Source organism: Actinomadura miaoliensis, from assembly GCF_039536785.1.
Taxonomy (GTDB): domain Bacteria; phylum Actinomycetota; class Actinomycetes; order Streptosporangiales; family Streptosporangiaceae; genus Spirillospora; species Spirillospora miaoliensis.
Genome location: NZ_BAAAZG010000025.1, coordinates 15,657 through 34,530 on the forward strand (window position 1 = coordinate 15,657; position 18,874 = coordinate 34,530).

Annotated in this window: 17 protein-coding genes and 1 pseudogene; 2 read left to right on the forward strand and 16 right to left on the reverse strand. The window is 72.4% G+C overall.

The features are described 5' to 3' along the window. Window positions 1-124 precede the first annotated feature (124 nt). The 5 genes from ABD811_RS19170 to ABD811_RS19190 all read right to left on the reverse strand — a co-directional run bounded on the left by ABD811_RS19170 (window position 125) and on the right by ABD811_RS19190 (window position 6,134). A complete protein-coding gene (locus tag ABD811_RS19170; protein ID WP_344949192.1) occupies window positions 125-2,638 on the reverse strand; it encodes an ABC transporter permease in 2,514 nt (837 codons plus the stop codon). Next, window positions 2,632-3,471: an ABC transporter ATP-binding protein gene (locus ABD811_RS19175; RefSeq protein WP_425549436.1), complete on the reverse strand. Its 840-nt coding sequence runs from the start codon at window positions 3,469-3,471 to the stop codon at window positions 2,632-2,634. The genes ABD811_RS19170 and ABD811_RS19175 overlap by 7 nt, the downstream gene beginning before the upstream one ends. Before the next feature lie 291 nt (window positions 3,472-3,762). Then, window positions 3,763-4,023, reverse strand: a complete 261-nt coding sequence (locus tag ABD811_RS19180) for a chaplin family protein (RefSeq protein WP_344949195.1) — start codon at window positions 4,021-4,023, stop codon at window positions 3,763-3,765. A 159-nt stretch (window positions 4,024-4,182) separates the two neighbouring features. Further along, window positions 4,183-4,860, reverse strand: a complete 678-nt coding sequence (locus ABD811_RS19185) for a response regulator transcription factor (protein ID WP_344949857.1) — start codon at window positions 4,858-4,860, stop codon at window positions 4,183-4,185. A 68-nt stretch (window positions 4,861-4,928) separates the two neighbouring features. Beyond that, window positions 4,929-6,134: a sensor histidine kinase gene (locus ABD811_RS19190; protein WP_344949198.1), complete on the reverse strand. Its 1,206-nt coding sequence runs from the start codon at window positions 6,132-6,134 to the stop codon at window positions 4,929-4,931. 144 nt (window positions 6,135-6,278) lie between these two features. Between ABD811_RS19190 and ABD811_RS19195 the strand changes: the two genes are divergently transcribed. Further along, window positions 6,279-7,295 carry an SAM-dependent methyltransferase gene (locus tag ABD811_RS19195; RefSeq protein ID WP_344949201.1) on the forward strand — a complete coding sequence of 339 codons (1,017 nt, stop codon included), beginning with the start codon at window positions 6,279-6,281 and terminating at the stop codon, window positions 7,293-7,295. Here the strand turns inward: ABD811_RS19195 and ABD811_RS19200 are convergent. The 3 genes from ABD811_RS19200 to ABD811_RS19210 all read right to left on the reverse strand — a co-directional run bounded on the left by ABD811_RS19200 (window position 7,292) and on the right by ABD811_RS19210 (window position 10,558). Next, window positions 7,292-8,515, reverse strand: coding sequence for a cytochrome P450 (locus tag ABD811_RS19200; protein WP_344949204.1), 1,224 nt, complete (start codon window positions 8,513-8,515; stop codon window positions 7,292-7,294). The two genes, ABD811_RS19195 and ABD811_RS19200, sit on opposite strands and share 4 nt — an antisense overlap. A 58-nt stretch (window positions 8,516-8,573) precedes the next feature. Next, complete coding sequence (locus tag ABD811_RS19205) at window positions 8,574-9,869, reverse strand: PH domain-containing protein (RefSeq protein ID WP_344949207.1); 1,296 nt, start codon at window positions 9,867-9,869, stop codon at window positions 8,574-8,576. Window positions 9,870-10,045: 176 nt separating this feature from the next. Further along, window positions 10,046-10,558, reverse strand: coding sequence for a PH domain-containing protein (locus ABD811_RS19210; RefSeq protein WP_344949210.1), 513 nt, complete (start codon window positions 10,556-10,558; stop codon window positions 10,046-10,048). A 341-nt stretch (window positions 10,559-10,899) separates the two neighbouring features. Here ABD811_RS19210 and ABD811_RS19215 point away from each other — a divergent pair, with 341 nt between their 5' ends. Beyond that, the gene (locus ABD811_RS19215; protein ID WP_344949212.1) at window positions 10,900-12,048 is read left to right on the forward strand and encodes an NADH-quinone oxidoreductase subunit D; all 1,149 of its coding nucleotides are present in this window, start codon (window positions 10,900-10,902) and stop codon (window positions 12,046-12,048) included. Between the two features lie 73 nt (window positions 12,049-12,121). On the opposite strand, the gene ABD811_RS19220 is transcribed toward ABD811_RS19215, so the two are convergent. From ABD811_RS19220 to hpt, 8 genes and pseudogenes are all read right to left on the reverse strand, one after another. Further along, on the reverse strand, window positions 12,122-12,595 hold the full coding sequence (locus ABD811_RS19220; protein ID WP_344949215.1) for a DUF3180 domain-containing protein: 474 nt from the start codon (window positions 12,593-12,595) through the stop codon (window positions 12,122-12,124). Beyond that, window positions 12,592-13,176 carry a 2-amino-4-hydroxy-6-hydroxymethyldihydropteridine diphosphokinase gene (gene folK, locus ABD811_RS19225; RefSeq protein WP_344949217.1) on the reverse strand — a complete coding sequence of 195 codons (585 nt, stop codon included), beginning with the start codon at window positions 13,174-13,176 and terminating at the stop codon, window positions 12,592-12,594. Before folK ends, ABD811_RS19220 begins: the two co-directional genes overlap by 4 nt. Continuing rightward, window positions 13,173-13,532 (reverse strand): dihydroneopterin aldolase, encoded by a 360-nt coding sequence (gene folB, locus ABD811_RS19230; protein ID WP_344949860.1) that lies wholly within the window; start codon window positions 13,530-13,532, stop codon window positions 13,173-13,175. Before folB ends, folK begins: the two co-directional genes overlap by 4 nt. A gap of 1 nt (window position 13,533) precedes the next feature. Continuing rightward, a complete protein-coding gene (locus tag ABD811_RS19235; RefSeq protein WP_344949220.1) occupies window positions 13,534-13,965 on the reverse strand; it encodes a nuclear transport factor 2 family protein in 432 nt (143 codons plus the stop codon). A gap of 278 nt (window positions 13,966-14,243) precedes the next feature. Then, a pseudogene (folP, locus tag ABD811_RS19240) lies at window positions 14,244-15,095 on the reverse strand (dihydropteroate synthase); the annotation flags it as partial. Between the two features lie 123 nt (window positions 15,096-15,218). Continuing rightward, a complete protein-coding gene (gene folE / locus ABD811_RS19245) occupies window positions 15,219-15,812 on the reverse strand; it encodes a GTP cyclohydrolase I FolE (protein WP_344949863.1) in 594 nt (197 codons plus the stop codon). 140 nt (window positions 15,813-15,952) lie between these two features. Further along, window positions 15,953-17,962 carry an ATP-dependent zinc metalloprotease FtsH gene (ftsH, locus tag ABD811_RS19250; RefSeq protein WP_344949223.1) on the reverse strand — a complete coding sequence of 670 codons (2,010 nt, stop codon included), beginning with the start codon at window positions 17,960-17,962 and terminating at the stop codon, window positions 15,953-15,955. A 347-nt stretch (window positions 17,963-18,309) separates the two neighbouring features. Then, window positions 18,310-18,873: a hypoxanthine phosphoribosyltransferase gene (gene hpt, locus ABD811_RS19255; RefSeq protein ID WP_344949226.1), complete on the reverse strand. Its 564-nt coding sequence runs from the start codon at window positions 18,871-18,873 to the stop codon at window positions 18,310-18,312. Window position 18,874 lies beyond the last annotated feature (1 nt).

Here is an 18,874-nt window from a genome sequence, read left to right on the forward strand (position 1 = left end):
TATGCCCACCCAGAGTCACACGGTCGTCCGCGCACCAGGTCCGCGAACAAGACGAGGGGCGGCATGGCTCCGCCCCGCCGTCCGTCGGAAGACGGACGGCGGGGCGGGCCGTTTCGTCCGGGCGTCAGTCGTGGGAGAGGGCCTCGACTACGGATGTCCTGGCGGCGCGGCGGGCGGGCAGGACGGCCGCCAGCGTCCCGGCGACCGCCGCCAGCGCCACGAACGCCGCGATCCGCGGGTACGGCAGCGAGAAGACGATCTCGTCGGTCATCGCGGTGACCGACGCCCACCCGAACGCGATCCCGAGCGCCACCCCGGTGACCGCGCCGATCAGCGCCATGACCAGGGCCTCCACCGACAGCATCCGGCGCAGCTGGCGCCGGGTGACGCCGAGCGCGCGCAGCAGCGCCGACTCGCGGGTGCGCTCGACCACCGACAGCGTCAGCGTGTTGGCGATGCCGAACAGCGCGATGAGGATCGCCAGCCCCAGCAGCGCCGCGAAGATCACCAGCATCATGTCGATGGCCTCGGTGAACTGCTTCTTGATCTCCGCGGCGGAGGTCACCCGGACCGTCGGGTACGGCTTGGCGGCGGCCTCCACGGCGGCCCGCGCGCCCTCCCCGGCGGCGCCGTCACGCGCGTTGACGTAGAGCACCGACGCGTCCCGGACCCCGAAGTACCGGTCGAAGTCGGCCTCGGTGACCAGGTACGGCGGGACGGGGCCGTCCATGCCGGTGGTGCCGACGACCTTCAGCGTCAGCGGGCCCTGCCGGGTCTGCATCCGGACGGTCGAGCCGATCCGCAGCCCCTGGGACCGCGCGGTCATGTCCGTGACCGCCACCGTGCCCGGCCGCAGGTCCGCCAGCGCGCCGCTGGTGAACTCCGGCTTGAGGACGGTGCCGAGCGAGGACGCGGTGAGCGTGCCGACGATCCCGTCCTCGGCGCGGCCCGTGGCGCCGCCGACGCGCACCTCCTGCTCGCGCTGCTCGGTGACGGCGGCGACCTGCGGCAGCGCGCGCAGGCGGGTGGCCAGCGCGTGCGGGATGCGCTGCTCGTCGGCGCCGCCCCACTGGGTCTCGAGCTGGAAGTCCACGGGGAACTCCTCGGCCAGCTTCTTGTCGGCGGTGGCGGTGACGCTGGCGCCGAGCACCGCGAACATCGTCATCAGGCCGACGCCGATGGTCAGCGCGATCGTCGTGGTGGCGGTGCGCCGCGGGGAGCGCCGCGCGTTCTCCACGGCGAGCCGTCCCGGCACCCCGGCCAGGCGGGCGGGCAGCGCGCCCGCGACCCGTCCCAGCGGCCGCACCAGGGCGGGCATCAGCGCGGTCACCGCGAGGAACGCCAGGCCGCTGCCGGCCGCCACGACGAACATCGCGCTCTGGCCCTTCTCCATGACCGTCCCGCCGTACCCGAGAACGGCCAGGCCGGGCAGCCCGCACAGCACCGCGACGGCCAGGCGCGCCCAGCCGAGCCGGAACCGGTCCGTGCCCGGTTCGAGATCGGTGCGCAGCGCGGCGACGGGGGCGACGCGGGTGGCGGCGCGGGCGGGCAGCACCGCCGACACCATCGTGACGAGCACGCCGATCAGCAGGCCCAGGACGACCGTCCGGGGCGCCAGCGTCAGGCCGTAGGTGGGGATCTGCGCGTCGGGGCCGCCCAGCAGCGCCACCGTGCCCGCGCCGAGGCCGAGCCCCACGGCCAGGCCGAGCAGCGAACCGACCAGCCCGACGACCGCCGACTCGATGAGCACGCCGCCGAACAGCTGCCGCCGGGTGGCGCCGACGCAGCGCAGCAGCGCCATCTCGCGCATCCGCTGGGCGATGAGGATCGCGAAGGTGTTGTAGATGACCAGCGCCGACACCAGCATCGACACCAGCCCGAAGATCAGCAGTCCGGCCCTGATGAGCTTGGTGTCGGCGCCGGCGGCCGCGGCGAGCCGCTCGCCCAACTGTTCGCCGGTCAGCACCTCGGCGCCGGGTCCGGCGGCGGCGGCGACCGCGGCGCGGTCGGCCGGGCCCGCGATGTCGATCTCCCGGTAGGTCCGCTTGCCGGTGACGCGCATGGTGGTGGCGGCGTCGAAGCCGACCGCGCCGCGCATGCTCGCCTGGGTGTCGATGCCGAAGTCCGCCAGCCCGACGACGGTGAAGCGGTGCGGGCGCTGCCGGTGGTCCAGCACGGTGATCGTCTGGCCGACGGTGAACTTCTCGCGCTCGGCGGTCTCGGTGTCCAGTACGGCCTCGGCGGGGCCCGCAGGCGGCCTGCCGCGCTCGATCTCGTAGCGCAGCAGCCGTCCGGACGGCACCGAGATCCCGGCGGTGGGCATGTTGCCGACGGCCTTGCCGTCGCGGCCGATGAGCACGGCGTCCCCGCGTACGGTGCCCTGCGCGTCGGTCACGCCCGGCACGGCGCGGACGCGGTCCAGCAGCGCGGCGGGCAGTTGCTTCTCGGCGTCCTTGGGCAGCACCGCCATGTCGACCTTGTCGGCGGAACGGGCGAACTTCTCGTTCACGCCCGTCTGCATGGTGTCGGTCAGGACGAACGTCCCGGCGATGAAGCCGACGCCGAGGGTGATGGCCAGGCCGGTGAGCAGCAGCCGCAGCTTGTGGGCGCGCAGGCCCGCCAGTGTCGTCTTCAGCACCGCTCAGCCCCCAGGCCCTGCTCGCTCTGGGGGGACGACCCGACGGAGCCACCGGTGATGCGGGAGAGCCGGTCGAGCACGGCGTCGGGGGTCGGCTGGAAGATCTCCGAGACGATCTCGCCGTCGCGCAGGAACACGACGCGGTCGGCGTACGAGGCGGCCACCGGGTCGTGGGTGACCATGACGATCGTCTGCCCCATCTCCCGGACCGACGCCCGCAGGAAGCCGAGCACTTCGGCGCCAGCGCGCGAGTCCAGGTTGCCGGTGGGCTCGTCCGCGAAGATGACCTCGGGCCGTGCGACGAGGGCGCGGGCGCACGCCACCCGCTGCTGCTGGCCGCCCGACAGCTGGTTGGGCCGGTGGCCGAGCCGGTCGCGCAGGCCCACCACGTCGACGACGCGGTCGAACCACGCCTGGTCGGCCCTGCGTCCGGCCAGTTCCAGGGGCAGCCGGATGTTCTGCTCGGCGGTGAGGGTCGGCAGCAGGTTGAACGCCTGGAAGATGAACCCGATGCGGTCGCGGCGCAGCAGCGTGAGCTGCCGGTCCTTCAGGCCGGTGAGCTCGGCGTCGCCGAGCATGACCCGGCCGCCGCTGACGGTGTCGAGCCCGGCCAGGCAGTGCATGAGGGTGGACTTTCCGGACCCGGACGGGCCCATGATCGCGGTGAACGCGCCGCGGGCGAACGCGACGCTGACCCCGCGCAGCGCGTGCACCGCGGCGTCACCGCTGCCGTACACCTTGGACACCTCCACGGCGGTGACGGCGGGCGGCGCGGCGGCCCCGGCGGACGCGGCCGCCCCTTCGCCGGGGGTGTTGGTGAACGTGCTGGTCACGCTGGCTCCTTCGGGGACGTGGACAACGTGTTCCACGCTAGGAATCCGGCGCCGTCCCGCCATCGACCGCGCGTCCATGATCGGTGTCGGCGTCGGGGCTACCGCGCGGCGCCGCGTACGACCTGAGTCGTACGGCCCCGTCCCCCCGCGAGGCGACCGGGTGCCCGCCGCCGCGCGCACATGACAGAGCGCCGGAGACCAGCTCGTGGTCTCCGGCGCTCTCGTCGTTCGCCGTGTGCCGATCAGGGGCGGCGTCCCCGGGACCGCGCCGCGCCGATCGGCGGCGGCGGATCAGTAGCCGTACGGCCTGGGGTAGACCACCGCGGCGCCGCCCTTGCACCCGGCGCCGGCGAGGCCGACGGCGGTCAGCACCTGCGTGGAGTTGCCGCAGACGTTGACCGGCACGTTGGCCGTGACGGGGATCTGGTTGCCGGAGAGCACCCCGCCGGCGCCGCTGGTGACGATGTCGGCGTTGGCGGGCGCCGCGGCGATCAGGGCGGCACCGGTGACGGCGAAGCCGAGGACGCCGGTGGCGGCGAGCTTCTTGAGCACGTGAATCCTCCCGATAGATGGGGCCCGGACGGGCCCCGCCACTCGCATGGGCGCGTCACCTCGGTGAGGTAACCATCGGTAGTTATTCAGCTACTCACTGGTAATGAAAAGCGATCGGCAACTCCGGCCGCAAAAAGTCACCTCGGCGCAATGTTATCGTTACTCTATGTGACCATTCTGCCCGCTTTTGACCAGCCCCGTCTCGTACGCGAACACCACCGCCTGGACCCGGTCCCGCAGCCCCAGCTTGGTCAGGATCCGCCCCATGTGCGTCTTGACGGTCGCCTCCGACACGAACAGCCGCCCGGCGATCTCGGCGTTGGACAGGCCGCGCGCCACCAGCAGCAGCACCTCGCGTTCGCGCTCGGTCAGCGCGTCCAGCGCCCCGACCGCCTTGCGCTCGGCGTCCGGCAGGTGCATGGCGAACCGGTCCAGCAGCCGCCGGGTCGTGCTGGGCGCCACCACCGCGTCGCCCGAGTGCACCGCCCGGATCGCCTCGATCAGCTGCGCCGGCCCGGCGTCCTTGAGCAGGAATCCCCCGGCCCCCGCCTTGATCGCGGCGAACGCGTACTCGTCGAGGTCGAACGTGGTCAGGATGATCACCTTGGGCGGGCCCGGGTACGCGCCGGACACGATCCGCCGGGTCGCCTCGATGCCGTCCATGCGCGGCATCCGCACGTCCATGAGCACCACGTCGGCGCGCGTGGCCCGCAGCCGCTCCAGGGCCTGCGCGCCGTCCCCGGCCTCCCCGACGACCTCGATGTCCGGCTGGGCGTCCAGCACCATCGTGAAGCCCGCCCGCACCAGCTCCTGGTCGTCCACCAGCAGCACCCGCACCGGCCGCTCGCCGTCGGGCCCGCCGCCGGGGGCGCCTCCAGCCGCGTTCCCGGGCCACTGCGGCTCGCTCACGTCCTGACCTCCTCGCGCAACGGGATCCTGGCGACCACCTCGAAACCACCGCCCGGCCGCGGCCCGGCGCGCACGTGCCCCCCGTACACCGCGACGCGCTCGCGCATCCCGGCCAGGCCGTGCCCGCGGCCGTCGTCGGCCGCGGCGGCGCCGCGCCCGTCGTCGGTCACCTCGATCTCCAGCGCGTCGGCGCCGTAGCGAAGCCGGACCCGGGCGGTGGCGTGCGGGCCGCCGTGCTTGAGGGTATTGGTCAGCGCCTCCTGGACGATCCGGAAGACGGTCAGCTCCCGGCCCTGCGACATCTCCGGCGGCGTCCCCTCGCCGTCGAACTCCACCGGCAGCCCGGCCTCGCGCACCTTCTCCACCAGGTCGGCGAGCTGGTCCACGCCGGGCTGCGGCGCGTACGCGCCCTCGGACGGTTCCGGCACGGACGCCTGGGACGGCACCGCCTCGCCGCCCTCGCGCAGCACGCCCAGCAGCCGCCGCATCTCGGCCAGCGCCTGCCGCCCCGTCGCCGAGATCGCCTCCAGCGCGCGCCGCGCCCGGGCCGGGTCGCCGTCCATGGCGTACCAGGCGCCGTCCGCCTGCACGACGATCACGCTGACGTTGTGCGCCACCACGTCGTGCAGCTCGCGCGCGATGCGGGCCCGCTCGGCCGCCATCGCGATCTGCACCTCGGTCTCGCGCTCGCGTTCCAGCCGTTCGGCGCGCTCCTCCAGGGACCGCAGGTACTCGCGGCGCGTGCGCATGTGCAGCCCCAGCAGCCACACCCCCAGCGCCATGGCCGTCAGCGTCAGGAAGGCGTACCTGGGATCGGAGGCCTCGGTGGTGTACCGCGCCGTCGCCATGGCCGCGCCCAGCACCGTCACGGCCAGCGCGGCCAGCCCCCAGCGGAACGACGGTCCCGCCGCGATGGTGTAGAGCCCCATCAGCACCGCGGCGTTGGCCGGGACGATCTCCAGGTCCGCCGTCCACTGGACGAACGACACCAGCGCCACCACGGCGAACGTCGTGCGCGGCAGCGTGCGGCGCAGCGCCATCGGCCCCAGCAGCCCGGCGATCAGCGCCACGCCCTGCCAGGGGCCGATGCCGTGGATCCCGCCGTAGACCCCGGGGATCGTCATCAGCAGCCACGGCGAGGCGAAGAAGCAGTCCACGAGCGGGCGTTTGCGCCGCACCCAGTCCCAGGCTCTGCCGACCATGCCGTCCACCCTAGGTTCACGCACGTCAAGCGGGATCAGCCTGAGGTCGGACGCGCCTACCCCCGGGGACGGACCACCCGGCGGCCACGTCCGGTGCTCGTCGTCCTCCGCTCGCGGCGCGGCGTCAACCGGTAACGTCAAGGTGTGGCGGCGGCGTGGTTGACGTGGCGCACGGCGATGGAGCGGGCGCTGTACGGGCGGGACGGTTTCTATCGGCGCGGCGAGAACCCCGGCGACCACTTCCGCACCTCCGTGCACGCCTCGCCCCGGTTCGCCGAGGCCCTGGCCCGGCTGCTGGGCGAGGTGGACGCCGCGCTGGGCCATCCGCCCCGCGTCGACCTGGTCGACGTGGGCGCCGGATCCGGACGGCTGCTGGCGGGCATCCTCGACGCCGTCGACCCCGGCCTCGGCGCGCGGCTGGCGCCCACCGCGGTGGAGATCGCGCCGCGCCCGCCCGGCCTGCCCGGCCGGATCGCCTGGCGCGCCGACCTGCCGGACGCCGTCACCGGGATGGTCATCGCCAACGAGTGGCTGGACAACGTGCCGCTCGACGTCGTCGAGCAGACCTCCTCCGGGCCGCGCACCGTGCTCGTGGACCCTTTCACGGGCGACGAGCGTCCCGGCCCGGAGCCGTCCGACGAGGACCGCCGCTGGCTGGAGCGCTGGTGGCCGCTGCGCGAACCCGGCGACCGCGCGGAGGTGGGCCATCCACGCTGCGCCGCGTGGGCCTCGGTCATCGGACGGCTGCGCCGGGGCCTGGCCGTGGCCGTGGACTACTCCCACACCCTGGCGTCCCGTCCCGTCTACGGGACGCTGACCGGCTACCGCGACGGCGCCGCCGTCCCCGCCGTGCCCGACGGTTCGTGCGACGTCACGGCCCACGTGGCGCTGGACGCCTGCACGACGGCGGGCGAGGAGGCCGGAGCGACCGCCTCACTGCTGACCACCCAGCGCGAAGCCCTGCGCGCCCTCGGCCTGACCGGCACGCGTCCCCCCGTGGAGATGGCGCACAGCGACCCTCGGGCGTATGTCGCGGCCCTGTGCGCGGCCGGCGAGGACGCCGAGCTCATCGATCCGGACGGGCTGGGCGGCTTCGGCTGGCTCGCCCAGACGGTGGGCATCGACATGCCCGCGTCCCTGGCCGTACGGGCGTCCGTCTAGACCTCGACGTTCAGCGCCTGCAGGCCGCGTAGGACGAACCCGGGCTTCCACTTGGGCTCGTCCACCAGACGCATGCGCGGGGCGAGCCGCAGGAGCGCGCCGAACGACTCGGCCATCTCGATGCGGCCCAGCGGAGCGCCCAGGCAGTAGTGAATGCCCAGCCCGAACGTGATGTGCGGATTGGGGTCGCGCCCCAGGTCGAGACGGTCGGGCTCAGGGAACACGTCCTCGTCCCGGTTGGCGGAGGCGAACTGCAGCGCCACCTCGGCACCGCGCGGAATGTCGACCCCCGCCACCTGGACGTCCTCCAGCACCCACCGTTCGAACATCGGCGCCGGGGTGTCGTAGCGCAGCAGCTCCTCGACGGCCGACGGCACGAGCGAGTGGTCGGCGCGCAGCCGCTCCAGCTCACCCGGGTTGCGGAACAGCGCCCACCAGGCGTTGCCGGTGGCGTTGACCGTCGCCTCGTGCCCGGCGTTGAGCAGCAGCACGCAGGTGCCGACCAGCTCGTCCTCGGTGAGCCGGTCGCCCTCGTCCACCACCTGGGCCAGCGCGCTGATCAGGTCGTCGCGGGGCGCGGCCCGCCGCTCGCGGGCCAGGCCGCGCAGGTAGTCGGAGAACTCCACGGCCGCGCGCACCGCCGTGCGCTGCGCCTCCGGCGACGGGTTCAGCTCGTACATCCCGCAGATGTCGGCCGACCAGGGCCGCAGCAGGCCGCGGTCGGACGCGGGCACGCCCAGCATCTCGGCGATCACGGTGACCGGCAGCGGCTCGGCGACCTCGGCCAGCAGGTCGCCGCCGCCCTCGGCGACCAGCGCCCCGGCCAGCTCCTCGGCCAGCCCGCGGATCATGGGCCGCAGCCCCTCCACCATCCGCGCGGTGAACGCCTTGGACACCAGCCGCCGCAGCCTGGTGTGCACGGGCGGCTCCACGTCCAGCATCCCGGCGCGGATCAGGTCCCAGAACGGCTTGAGGAACTCCGGCTCGGGCTCGCGGCCGAACTCCTCGTGGGTGGCGACGTGCAGGTAGGACCGCCCCAGCCGCCGGTCGCGCAGCAACGCGTCCACGTCCGCGTGCCGCGTGACCACCCACTGCTCCGTGGGCTCGTGATAGAAGACGGGCCGCTCGGCGCGCAGCCGCGCGAACACCGGATACGGATCCGCCACGAACTCGGGCGACCACGGATCGTACTCCCGCTCCGCCGGAGGAACTTCGCTCATACCCCGGACCCTATGCCCCCCAAGCTGCACAAACCCCACCGCCGCGGGGGCGCCGGGGTCAGCGGGCGGCCCAGCGGCCGGGGTCGCCGCCGGCGGCTCGCGCGGCCTGGGCGCGCCGGGCCGTCGACTCGACGATCGCGCGGGCCTCACCGAGGTCGCGGTCGGCCGCCGCGACCCGCACCGGGCCCGGCGGCGCGTCGATGTGGACGGTGGCGAGCCCCAGCAGGCGCTGCAGCGGATTCACCGTCAGCCGCACGCTCTGCGCTCGCGCGTGCGCGATCACGTCCGTGCGGCGGCAGAGGTGGCCGTGCCGGGTCACGAACACCCGGTCGTCGGTGCCGGCGCTGGCCGCCCCGCCCGCGAGGCCCTTGGACGAGGCGGGCAAAAGCTGGACGGCGTCCACGTTCGCCCCTGGAAACACCTGCGCCACCAGGTGCAGCGCCACCTGCCGGGGCGCCACGGGCAGCAACACGGACGACAGCGCTTGGCGCTCCCCCGCGTACCCGGCCACGGTCACGTCGAGCCGCGCCCACCCGAAGGGCCGCCACAGGGACGGCTCCACGATGCTGATGGCCTGCACCCGTCCCGGGGGGACGGTCTGCATACGGGTCTCCAGGACCCCGTACCGCAGCCGTATCCCGTCGGGGGACGTCGCCACGGTGAAGGCGCCGTACATCACCATGGGCGCGACCACGGCACGCACCAGGCCCAGCAACGCGGGAATGGCCACGGCCAGCATGCCCAGCTCCGCGTACAGCAGGAGCAGCACCAGCGACACGAAGAGCAGCAGAGCCGTGCCGAGGACCGGCAGCCGCAACACGAGCGAACCGAACAGCGCCCCGCCGGAGACCCGCCACAACGGTCGTTCCGGGGCCTCCGGGGTGTGGCCGGGAAGACCCGCCGCGCGCGCCAGCAACTCCGCGCGCAACTGCTGCGCGGTGTTGCGCCCCAGGTAACGCAGTGCGATCTCGCTCTGCTCGCCCCCGGCCAACTCCACCCGTACCTCGGCCAAGGCGAACAGCCGCGTCACCAGGGGACGCACCACGTCGATGGCCTGGACGCGCGACAGCGGAATCCGCCGCTTGCGCTTGCGCAGCAGCCCCGTCTCCACCACCAGGTCGTCGCCGTCCACGCGGAACCGCAGGGCCAGCCACGTCCACAGCCCCACTCCCACGGTGATGACCGTCATGGGAACGGTGACGACGAGGAATCGCGTCGCCACCTCGGGGGTGATTTCGAGGACGACGCCGTCGTCGGTCTGGGTCAGCAGCAACGGCAGGCCCAGCAGCACGAAGTAGATGCTGAGAATAACGAACGTCCGCAACGGCCCGGTCGCCCAGTGCAGCCGATGCACACCCTCCGAGAACCGCACCGGCGGTGGGGCCTGCCCGAAATACGGCCCGTGCGGGCCCGGTGGATACGGATATCCGGCCGGGTGCCTCTGCGGCATCCCATGCGGCCCTGGAGGCCCGTAACCACCCGGGGCTCGATACGGCCCTCCGTACGGAGCTGGAGGTTGAGGAGGGCCGCTCACAAGCCCATGCTCCGTTCCTCGCCCTTCTGCGCCAGACGGTCGCGCAGCGAGGCCGCCTCGGCGGCCGGCAGGCCGGGGATCACCGCGTCGGTCGCGGCGGCGGCGGTGTGCATGCGCACGGTGGCGATGCCCATCCACTGCTCCAGCAGGCCGGCCGTGACGTCCACGAACTGCATCCGCCCGTACGGCACCACCACCAGGCGCTTGACGAACACGCCGTGCATGACGAGCAGGTCGTCACCGCGTTCGGCGTACCCCCACGACCGGTACGCCAGCTCGGCCACGACCCACGCCAGCACCAGCGAGATGAGCGCCGCGGCTCCCCACAGGGCCGCCCCCAGCGCCCCGCCGCCGCGTGACACCAGGAACGCCCCGAGCGCCGCGATCGGCACCGCCCACAGCGTCGCCGCGATCCGCCGATGCCAGGTGTACCGCTTCGAGATCCCCGCCCACGCCAGCCCGCCACCGGGCTGAAACGCCTGTCCCGCCGGATACTGCGGCACACCCATAGGCACACCCGGATTCGGCGCCCCCGGGTTCGGTGCGCCCGCATTCGGAGTCACGCCGTACGCCGTGCCCGCGCCCTGCGACGGGACCGCGCCCTGCGACGGGGCCGCGTTCTGGGGCGGGGCCGCGTTCTGGGGCGGGTTCGCGGCAGGCGGAACGCCCGGCTGGGGGGAGCCCGGAGGCTGCCTTGGCGCCGTCGAGGGGGCCTGCGGGGGCGGGTATCGCTCATGGCTGGGGTTCATTGCGTCCTAGTCAACCGGAAACCGCCGGAATACCGCGAGCCCGAAGCGTGGGACGATGTGCAGATGAGCATCGCACCCGCAGGTGAACGGTGGCGAAGCGGATGACCACGGAACGCATCGTCGGGATCGGCGCGGGGGCCAAGGAACTGGCCACCGAGGACATGATCCTCAACATCGGCCCGCAGCACCCGTCCACGCACGGCGTGCTGCGGCTGCGGCTCACGCTGGACGGCGAGCGCATCGCCACCGCAGAGCCGATCATCGGCTACATGCACCGGGGCGCGGAGAAGCTGTTCGAGGTCCGCGACTTCCGGCAGATCATCGTGCTGGCCAACCGGCACGACTGGCTGTCGGCGTTCGCCAACGAACTGGGCGTGGTGCTGGCCGCCGAACGCATGCTCGGCATGGAGGCCCCGCCGCGCGCGGTGTGGGCGCGCACCCTGCTGGCCGAGCTGAACCGGGTGCTCAACCACCTGATGTTCCTCGGCTCCTATCCGCTGGAGGTCGGCGCGATGACGCCGATCTTCTACGCCTTCCGCGAGCGCGAGCAGCTCCAGCGGGTCATGGAGGAGGTCTCCGGCGGCCGCATGCACTACATGTTCAACCGGGTGGGCGGCCTGAAGGAGGAACTGCCCGCCGGCTGGACGGCCCGCACCCGGCACGCGATCGCCGACGTGCGGGCGGGCATGTCCGACATCGCCGACCTGATCCTCGGGAACGAGATCTTCCGGGCCCGCACCCGCGGCGTCGGCGTCCTGACCCGCGAGCAGATCCTGCAGTACGGGGTGTCCGGCCCCATCGCCCGTGCCAGCGGCGTCGACTTCGACCTGCGCCGCGACGAGCCGTACCTGGCCTACGGCGACCTGGACGTGCGCGTCGTCACCCGCACCGAGGGCGACTGCCTGGCCCGGTTCGAGTGCCTGCTCGACCAGGTGTACGCCTCGCTGGACCTGGCCGACGCCTGCCTGGACCGCCTGGCCGACCTGCCGCCCGGCCCGATCAACCAGCGCCTGCCGAAGGTGCTGAAGGTCCCCGAGGGCCACACCTACGCCTGGACGGAGAACCCCCTCGGCATCAACGGCTACTACCTCGTCTCACGCGGCGAGAAGACCCCGTGGCGGCTGAAACTGCGGTCCGCCTCGTACAACAACATCCAGGTGCTGTCGGAACTGCTGCCCGGCAACCTGGTCGCCGACATGATCGCCATCCTGGGGTCGATGTTCTTCGTCGTCGGCGACGTCGACAAGTAGGCGGCGCGGGACCCCCGCCCCGGCGCCCGGCGCGGCGCCCGACGCGGCCGGGGGCCGCCGAGCCTCGGCCGTCTCAGGCTCGGGAGGCCCCCCGGTCGTGGTGCTCCTCGTCCGGGCCCTTGGGGACGCGGCAGGCGTACTCCAGGAAGTACGCCGCGCCCACCAGGACCACGGCGGCCACGAAGGTGGCGGTGCTGACGAAGAAGTCCTCGCGCGGAGTCGGCTTGTCCAGCGACCCCGACAGCGCGGCCGCGAACCCGGCGAACACGCCCGCCAGGACGGCCGCGGCGTGCGCGCTGGCCTTGCCCAGGGCCGCCATCCGGGCGACGACCAGCGGCTCCACCGGCTTGGTCCCCGGCCGTCGCCGGATGCGGCGCAGGATGTTCACGCCCGTGAACGCCTCGCCCAGCGCAAGCAGCAGCAGGGTCGGCACCGCCGTCCACGGCAGCGGCGGCAGCGACACGTACGCGGTGTCCAGCACCGCCCAGGTGATCAGTCCGATGACGATCACCAGGGCGAGCAGGAACGTCGGGCGGGACGGTCTCATGCAGGAGGCTGGAGGCTCAGGTCGTCGCGGCGGCGCACCGCGGTCGCGGCCTCGGCCTGCTTGGCCGCGGCCAGGTCGCCGACGCGTCCGTGCCCGGGCAGCAGCACGTCCGGTTCGATGTCGGCCCACGGCACCAGCACGAACGCCCGCTCGTGCGCGCGCGGGTGCGGCAGCGTCAGGTCGGGGTCGTCGGAGGTGATGTTGCCGAACATCACGATGTCGATGTCCAGCGTGCGCGGGCCCCAGCGGACCTCGCGCGTGCGCCGCATCGAGTTCTCGATGTTGAGGACCCGCTCCAGCAGGTTCTCGGGTGGCAGCCGGGTGTCGGCCACCAGCACGACGTTCAGGTAGTCGCCCTGCTCGGGAAGGGTCTCGCCGGGCGGGGCGTACGGGGCGGTCTCGTAAACCGGGGAGAGCGCCACGAAGTCCAGGCCGGGCGCGTCGAACAGCGCGTCGACGGCCTCCTGAATGTTGTCCAGCCGGTCGCCGAGATTGCTGCCCAGGGAGAACACGACGCGATGGGCGACCAGCATGTGGCCACCGGTCGCGGTGCGGTCGGGCATACGCTCGGACGCTGTCATGGACGACTCCTCCTGATCCTCACGGCCACGTCCGTGAAGGGGTGCGGCACCGGGGCGTGCGGCTTGTGGACGGTGACCTCCACCTCGGCCACCGCCCGGTCCTGCAGGCAGACTCCCGCCAGCCGGTCGGCCAGCGTCTCGATGAGGGCGACGGGTTCGCCCTCCACGACGGCGACCAGCCGGTCGGCGAGAGATCCGTAGTCGACGGTACGGGACAGGTCGTCGTCGGCCGCCGCCGGGCGGGTGTCCAGACCCAGCGTGACGTCCACCACGAACTCCTGGCCCAGCTCCCGCTCGGCGGGCAGCGCGCCGTGCCGCCCCCGGGCGCGGAGCCCGCGCAGTTCTATCCGGTCCAGCTCATTGCTCCTCTGTGTCGTTCAGAATCGGGGACCCGTGATGGACCAGCAGCCGCCAGCCTCCGCCGACGCGGACGAACACGTTCGTCGCGATCATGCTTCCCGCGGCCAGGAATCCGTTCTCGGCGCCCTCCTCGGCGGTCAGGATGTTCTCCTTGCACGTCACCACGGCCTGCTCGCCGTAAACGTCGGCCTCGACATCGGTCAGCACGAACTGGATGTACTCGGTGTTCGCCATGATCAGCGCCCATGACCGCAACACCTCGTCCCGCCCGCGCAACCGGGTCCACCCCGGATGCACGCAGGTCACGCCGGACGCGTACGGCCCGTCCGCCCACACCGCCGACATACGGTCCAGGTCGCCCGCCTCGAACGCCGCGTAGAACTCGGCGTTGGCCTCGACCAGCTCGTCACGCTCCACCGCACGACTCATCGCCTGCCACCCTGCACACCACCACCGCCACCCCACAACCCCCCGTCGCCACGCAACTCTCCCAAGCGCCCCACACCACCCGCCTGCACAACACCACCACCAGCCTGCGCCGCGCCACCACCACCCTGCGCGAGACCACCGGCCTGCGCGGCACCACCAGCCTGCGTACCACCGGCTTGCATGCGACCTTCGGCCTGCGCGGCGTTGTCGGGCTGCGGGTTCCCGTGGGGCGGGGGGCTGGACTGGGGGCTTGTCGAGGACGAGGGGAGGGGTGCGGTCTTGGCCGCGGCGGTGCGTACTGCGGCCGCCACCCGGACGGCGTCGGCGTTGGGGCGCACGTGGTGCACGCGTACGCACCAGGCGCCCGCCGCCGCGACCAGGGAGGACACCGCCACTGTGGCGTCGTCGCAGTCGGCGAACGGACGCGGCGTTCCGTCCGGGCCCGACAGCAGCCGTCCCAGGAAGCGTTTGCGGGAGGCGCCCACCAGCACCGGGTAGCCGGTGTCGTGCAGGACGTCCAGGTGGGCCAGCAACATCCAGTTGTGCTCGGCGTGCTTGGCGAACCCCAGCCCCGGGTCCAGCACGATCATGGACGGGTCGACGCCCTCGTCCAGCACCGCGTCCACCCGGCTCAGCAGCTCGTCGCGGACCTCCCGGACGACGTCGTCGTACACGGCCCGCGTCTGCATGTCGTGGCTGTGCCCGCGCCAGTGCATCACCACGTACGGCACGCCCGCCGCCGCCACCGCGCGCGGCATGTCCGGGTCGGCGAGGCCGCCGCTGACGTCGTTGACCAGCCGGGCACCGGCGGCCACCGCGGCCTCGGCCACCTCGGCGCGCATGGTGTCGATGCTGACCGGGATCCCCTCGGCCGACAGCGCCTCGATCACGGGGACGACCCGGCGCAGCTCCTCCTCGCGCGACACCCGCTGCGCTCCGGGACGGGTCGACTCGCCGCCCACGTCGATCAGGTCGGCGCCCTCGGCCACGAGGTCCAGCCCGTGCCGGATCGCCTTGTCGACGTCGAACCAGGCGCCGCCGTCGGAGAAGGAGTCCGGCGTCACGTTGACCACGCCCATGACGAGGCAGCGCCCTGGCGTGGGCAGCCCTGGGACGGCGGCGTCGGTCATGTTCCAACCCTATGCCTTGATCGCGTTGCCCCGGTCCACGGCCCCTTACCAACGGTGACCCGGGACGCCCACCGACGAACAGGGCCCCCGCCGTCACGGCGAGGGCCCGTCGGTGGCGTCGGGTCAGCTTCCGAGGATCAGCCCCATGGCCTCGGCGCGTGTCTCGGGACGGTCTCGGAACGCGCCGCGCACGGCCGAGGTCACCGTCTTGGCGCCCGGCTTGCGCACGCCGCGCATGGTCATGCACAGGTGCTCGGCCTCGATCACCACGATCACCCCGCGCGGCTCCAGGATCCGCATGAGCGCGTCGGCGACCTGGCTGGTCAGCCGTTCCTGCACCTGCGGCCGCCGGGCGTACACGTCCACCAGCCGCGCCAGCTTCGACAGGCCGGTGATGTGGCCCTTCTCGTTCGGCGTGTACCCGACGTGCGCCAGCCCGTGGAACGGCGTGAGGTGGTGTTCACACATCGAGTAGACCTCGATGTCCTTGACCAGGACCATCTCGTCGTGGTCGGCCTCGAAGACCTTGTTCAGGGCGTCCTCGGGGTCCTGGCGGAGGCCGGCGAACTGCTCGGCGTAGGCGCGGGCGACCCGGGCGGGGGTCTCGCGCAGGCCGTCGCGGTCGGGGTCCTCGCCGATGGCGATGAGGATCTCGCGGACGGCGCGTTCGATGCGCGCGTGGTCGAAGACGCGTTCGCCGCGGCCCGGCACCACCAGGCCGGAGCCGGCGGGCTCGCCGGTGGTGGCGGGCTCGCCGCCGTTGGCGGCGGGGTCACCGGAGACGCCGGTGGACCCGGCGGCCAGGTCGGCCGCCGGGTCCCGGAACGCGTCGTCGTCGTACCGTTCGGTCAAGACGATCAGCTCTCGCCCGAGGACGGGTGGTCGGGGGCGGGCTCTGCCTGGCCCGATCCCTGGCCGTTGTTCTTGGTCAGGTCCGCGACGTCCTGCGGGCCGAGCAGGGCCAGCTCCTTGGGCGTCAGGACCGGTGGCCGGTCGGACGGCAGCCGCTTGCCGTAGCCGGTGTAGGAGTTCTGGTGCGGCCGCTTGCGGATCGGCGCGAAGATCTCCAGCACCTGCTCCTTGGAGAGGGTCTCCTTCTCCATGAGCTGCAGTACCAGGTCGTCGAGGACGTCGCGGTACTCGACGAGGATCTCCCAGGCGGTGTCGTGCGCGGCCTCGATGTAGCGGCGGACCTCGTCGTCGATCGCGGAGGCGATGTCCTCGGAGTAGTCGCGCTCGTGGCCGACGTCACGGCCGAGGAACACCTCGCCCGCGCCGGTGCCGAACTTGCGGGCGCCGAGGCGCTCGCTCATGCCGTACTCGGTCACCATGTTGCGGGCGATCGAGGTGGCCTTCTCGATGTCGTTGGCCGCGCCGGTGGTCGGCTCGTGGAACACCAGCTCCTCGGCGGTGCGGCCGCCCAGCAGCATGGCCAGCTGGTCGGTCATCTCCGACCGGGTGGTGAGGAACTTGTCCTCCATCGGCAGGGTCATGGTGTAGCCGAGGGCGCGGCCGCGCGGCAGGATCGTCACCTTGTGCACGGGGTCGGCGTTCGGCAGCGCGTGCGCCACCAGTGCGTGCCCGCCCTCGTGGTAGGCGATGATCTTCTTTTCCTTCTCGGACATGACCCTGGTCTTGCGCTCCGGGCCGGCCATGACCCGGTCGATGGACTCCTCCAGGGTGTCCATGTCGATCAGCTTGCGGTCGAACCGCGCGGTCAGCAGCGCCGCCTCGTTGATCACGTTGGCCAGGTCGGCGCCGGTGAAGCCGGGGGTGCGCCGGGCGATGACGTCCAAGTCGACGTCGGGCGCGAACGGCTTGCCGCGGCCGTGCACCCGCAGGATGCCCTTGCGGCCCTCCAGGTCGGGACGGTCAACGGTGACCTGGCGGTCGAAGCGGCCGGGACGCAGCAGCGCCGGGTCGAGGATGTCGGGCCGGTTCGTGGCGGCGATCAGGATGACGCCGCCCTTGACGTCGAAGCCGTCCATCTCGACCAGCAGCTGGTTGAGGGTCTGCTCACGTTCGTCGTGGCCGCCGCCCAGGCCCGCGCCGCGGTGCCGGCCGACGGCGTCGATCTCGTCGATGAAGATGATCGACGGGGCGTTGGCCTTGGCCTGCTCGAACAGGTCGCGCACCCGGGAGGCGCCGACGCCGACGAACATCTCGACGAAGTCGGAACCGGAGATCGAGTAGAAGGGCACACCGGCCTCGCCGGCCACGGCGCGCGCCAGCAGGGTCTTGCCGGTGCCGGGCGGGCCGTACAGCAGCACGCCCTTGGGGATCTTGGCGCCGATCGACTGGAACTTGGCCGGGTTCTGCAGGAAGTCCTTGATCTCCTCAAGCTCCTCCAGGGCCTCGTCGGCCCCGGCCACGTCCGCGAACGTGGTCTTCGGCGTGTCCTTGGTGATCAGCTTGGCCTTGGACTTGCCGAAGTTCATCACCCGCGAGCCGCCGCCCTGCATCTGGTTCATGATGAACAGGAAGATCAGCACGATGACCACGATGGGCAGCAGGCTGAACAGCAGGTTGAGGAAGAAGCTCTGCTTGGGGACCTCGACGTTGTAACCCCCGGGCAGCTTGCCGGCCTGGGCCTGCTGCTGGAGCTGCTCCTGCAGCCGCAGTCCCTGGCCGTCGACCCAGCTCGCCTGCTGGTGCTTGCCGTTGGTGAGGGTGACCTCGATCCGCTGGTCCTTGTCAATGATCTTGGCGGAGCGGACCTGGCCGGCGGCGATCTCCTGGACCACCTTGGAGGTGTCGGTCTTCTCGTACGAGCGGCCGGGGTTCATCCCCCACATGACCATGGCGACCAAGAGGCCCAACAGCAGGATCCACAGCAGCGGCCCGCGAAAGTAGCGTTTCACGTCCATTTATCCGGTAACCCCTCCGGGGCCCGTCCCTCCTATTGCGATCCTCGCCCGTCCCGCAGGACGGACGCCACTGTGATCCGGCTCCATGCGTGCGGCGGACCCTCGCCGGAGCCCCCGGCCCGCCGAGGCGACCGGCCCCACCGGGCGGTTTCCCCGGCGCAGGTCCGGGACACCGACGGTACACCGGGCGGAGCGGGGGGCGCAGCCAGCGCGGATCCCTGATCCTTCCGGTATACCCGTCAGCCTCCAATGCAACGATCCACGCCGGTCTGATGTTCCCTGACGGCCGTCCGCGGGGTCTCCGCGGCCCCGCGCGGGCGCTTCACCGACGCCGGTGCCGGGCTCCCTCAGACGCTCTCACCTCCGTAAACGTGGGGCGCCAGCGTCCCCACAAAGGGCAGATTCCGATACTTCTCGGCATAGTCCAGGCCATACCCGACGACGAACTCGTTCGGAATGTCGAACCCGATGTAGCGGACGTCCACCTCGGTCCTGACCGCTTCCGGCTTGCGCAGCAGCGCGCAGATCTCCAGCGAGGCCGGGCCGCGTGAGCGCAGATTGCTGACCAGCCACGACAGCGTCAGGCCCGAGTCGATGATGTCCTCGACGATCAGAACGTGCCGGTTCATGATGTCTGCGTCCAGGTCCTTCAGGATACGCACGACCCCCGACGACTTGGTGCCCGAGCCGTACGAGGACACCGCCATCCAGTCCATGGAGACAGGTGTGTGCAGCGTCCGGGCAAGGTCCGCCATGATCATCACGGCGCCCTTGAGCACACCGACCAGCAGCAGGTCCTTGCCGGCGTAGTCGGCGTCCACCTGCGCCGCCAGCTCGCGCACCTTGGCCTGGAGCTGATCCTCCGGGATGAGCACCTTCGCCAGGTCGGCGCCCAGGTCCTTCTCGTCCACT

Bases quoted from the DNA above. Each gene is read 5' to 3' on its own strand.
- ABD811_RS19210 (WP_344949210.1), bottom strand. From the start codon at position 10,558: ATGGGTGTGCCGCAGTATCCGGCGGGACAGGCGTTTCAGCCCGGTGGC.
- ABD811_RS19190 (WP_344949198.1), bottom strand. From the start codon at position 6,134: ATGGTCGGCAGAGCCTGGGACTGGGTGCGGCGCAAACGCCCGCTCGTG.
- folK (WP_344949217.1), bottom strand. From the start codon at position 13,176: ATGACAGCGTCCGAGCGTATGCCCGACCGCACCGCGACCGGTGGCCAC.
- ABD811_RS19215 (WP_344949212.1), top strand. From the start codon at position 10,900: ATGACCACGGAACGCATCGTCGGGATCGGCGCGGGGGCCAAGGAACTG.
- ABD811_RS19200 (WP_344949204.1), bottom strand. From the start codon at position 8,515: ATGAGCGAAGTTCCTCCGGCGGAGCGGGAGTACGATCCGTGGTCGCCC.
- ABD811_RS19235 (WP_344949220.1), bottom strand. From the start codon at position 13,965: ATGAGTCGTGCGGTGGAGCGTGACGAGCTGGTCGAGGCCAACGCCGAG.
- ABD811_RS19220 (WP_344949215.1), bottom strand. From the start codon at position 12,595: ATGAGACCGTCCCGCCCGACGTTCCTGCTCGCCCTGGTGATCGTCATC.
- ftsH (WP_344949223.1), bottom strand. From the start codon at position 17,962: ATGGACGTGAAACGCTACTTTCGCGGGCCGCTGCTGTGGATCCTGCTG.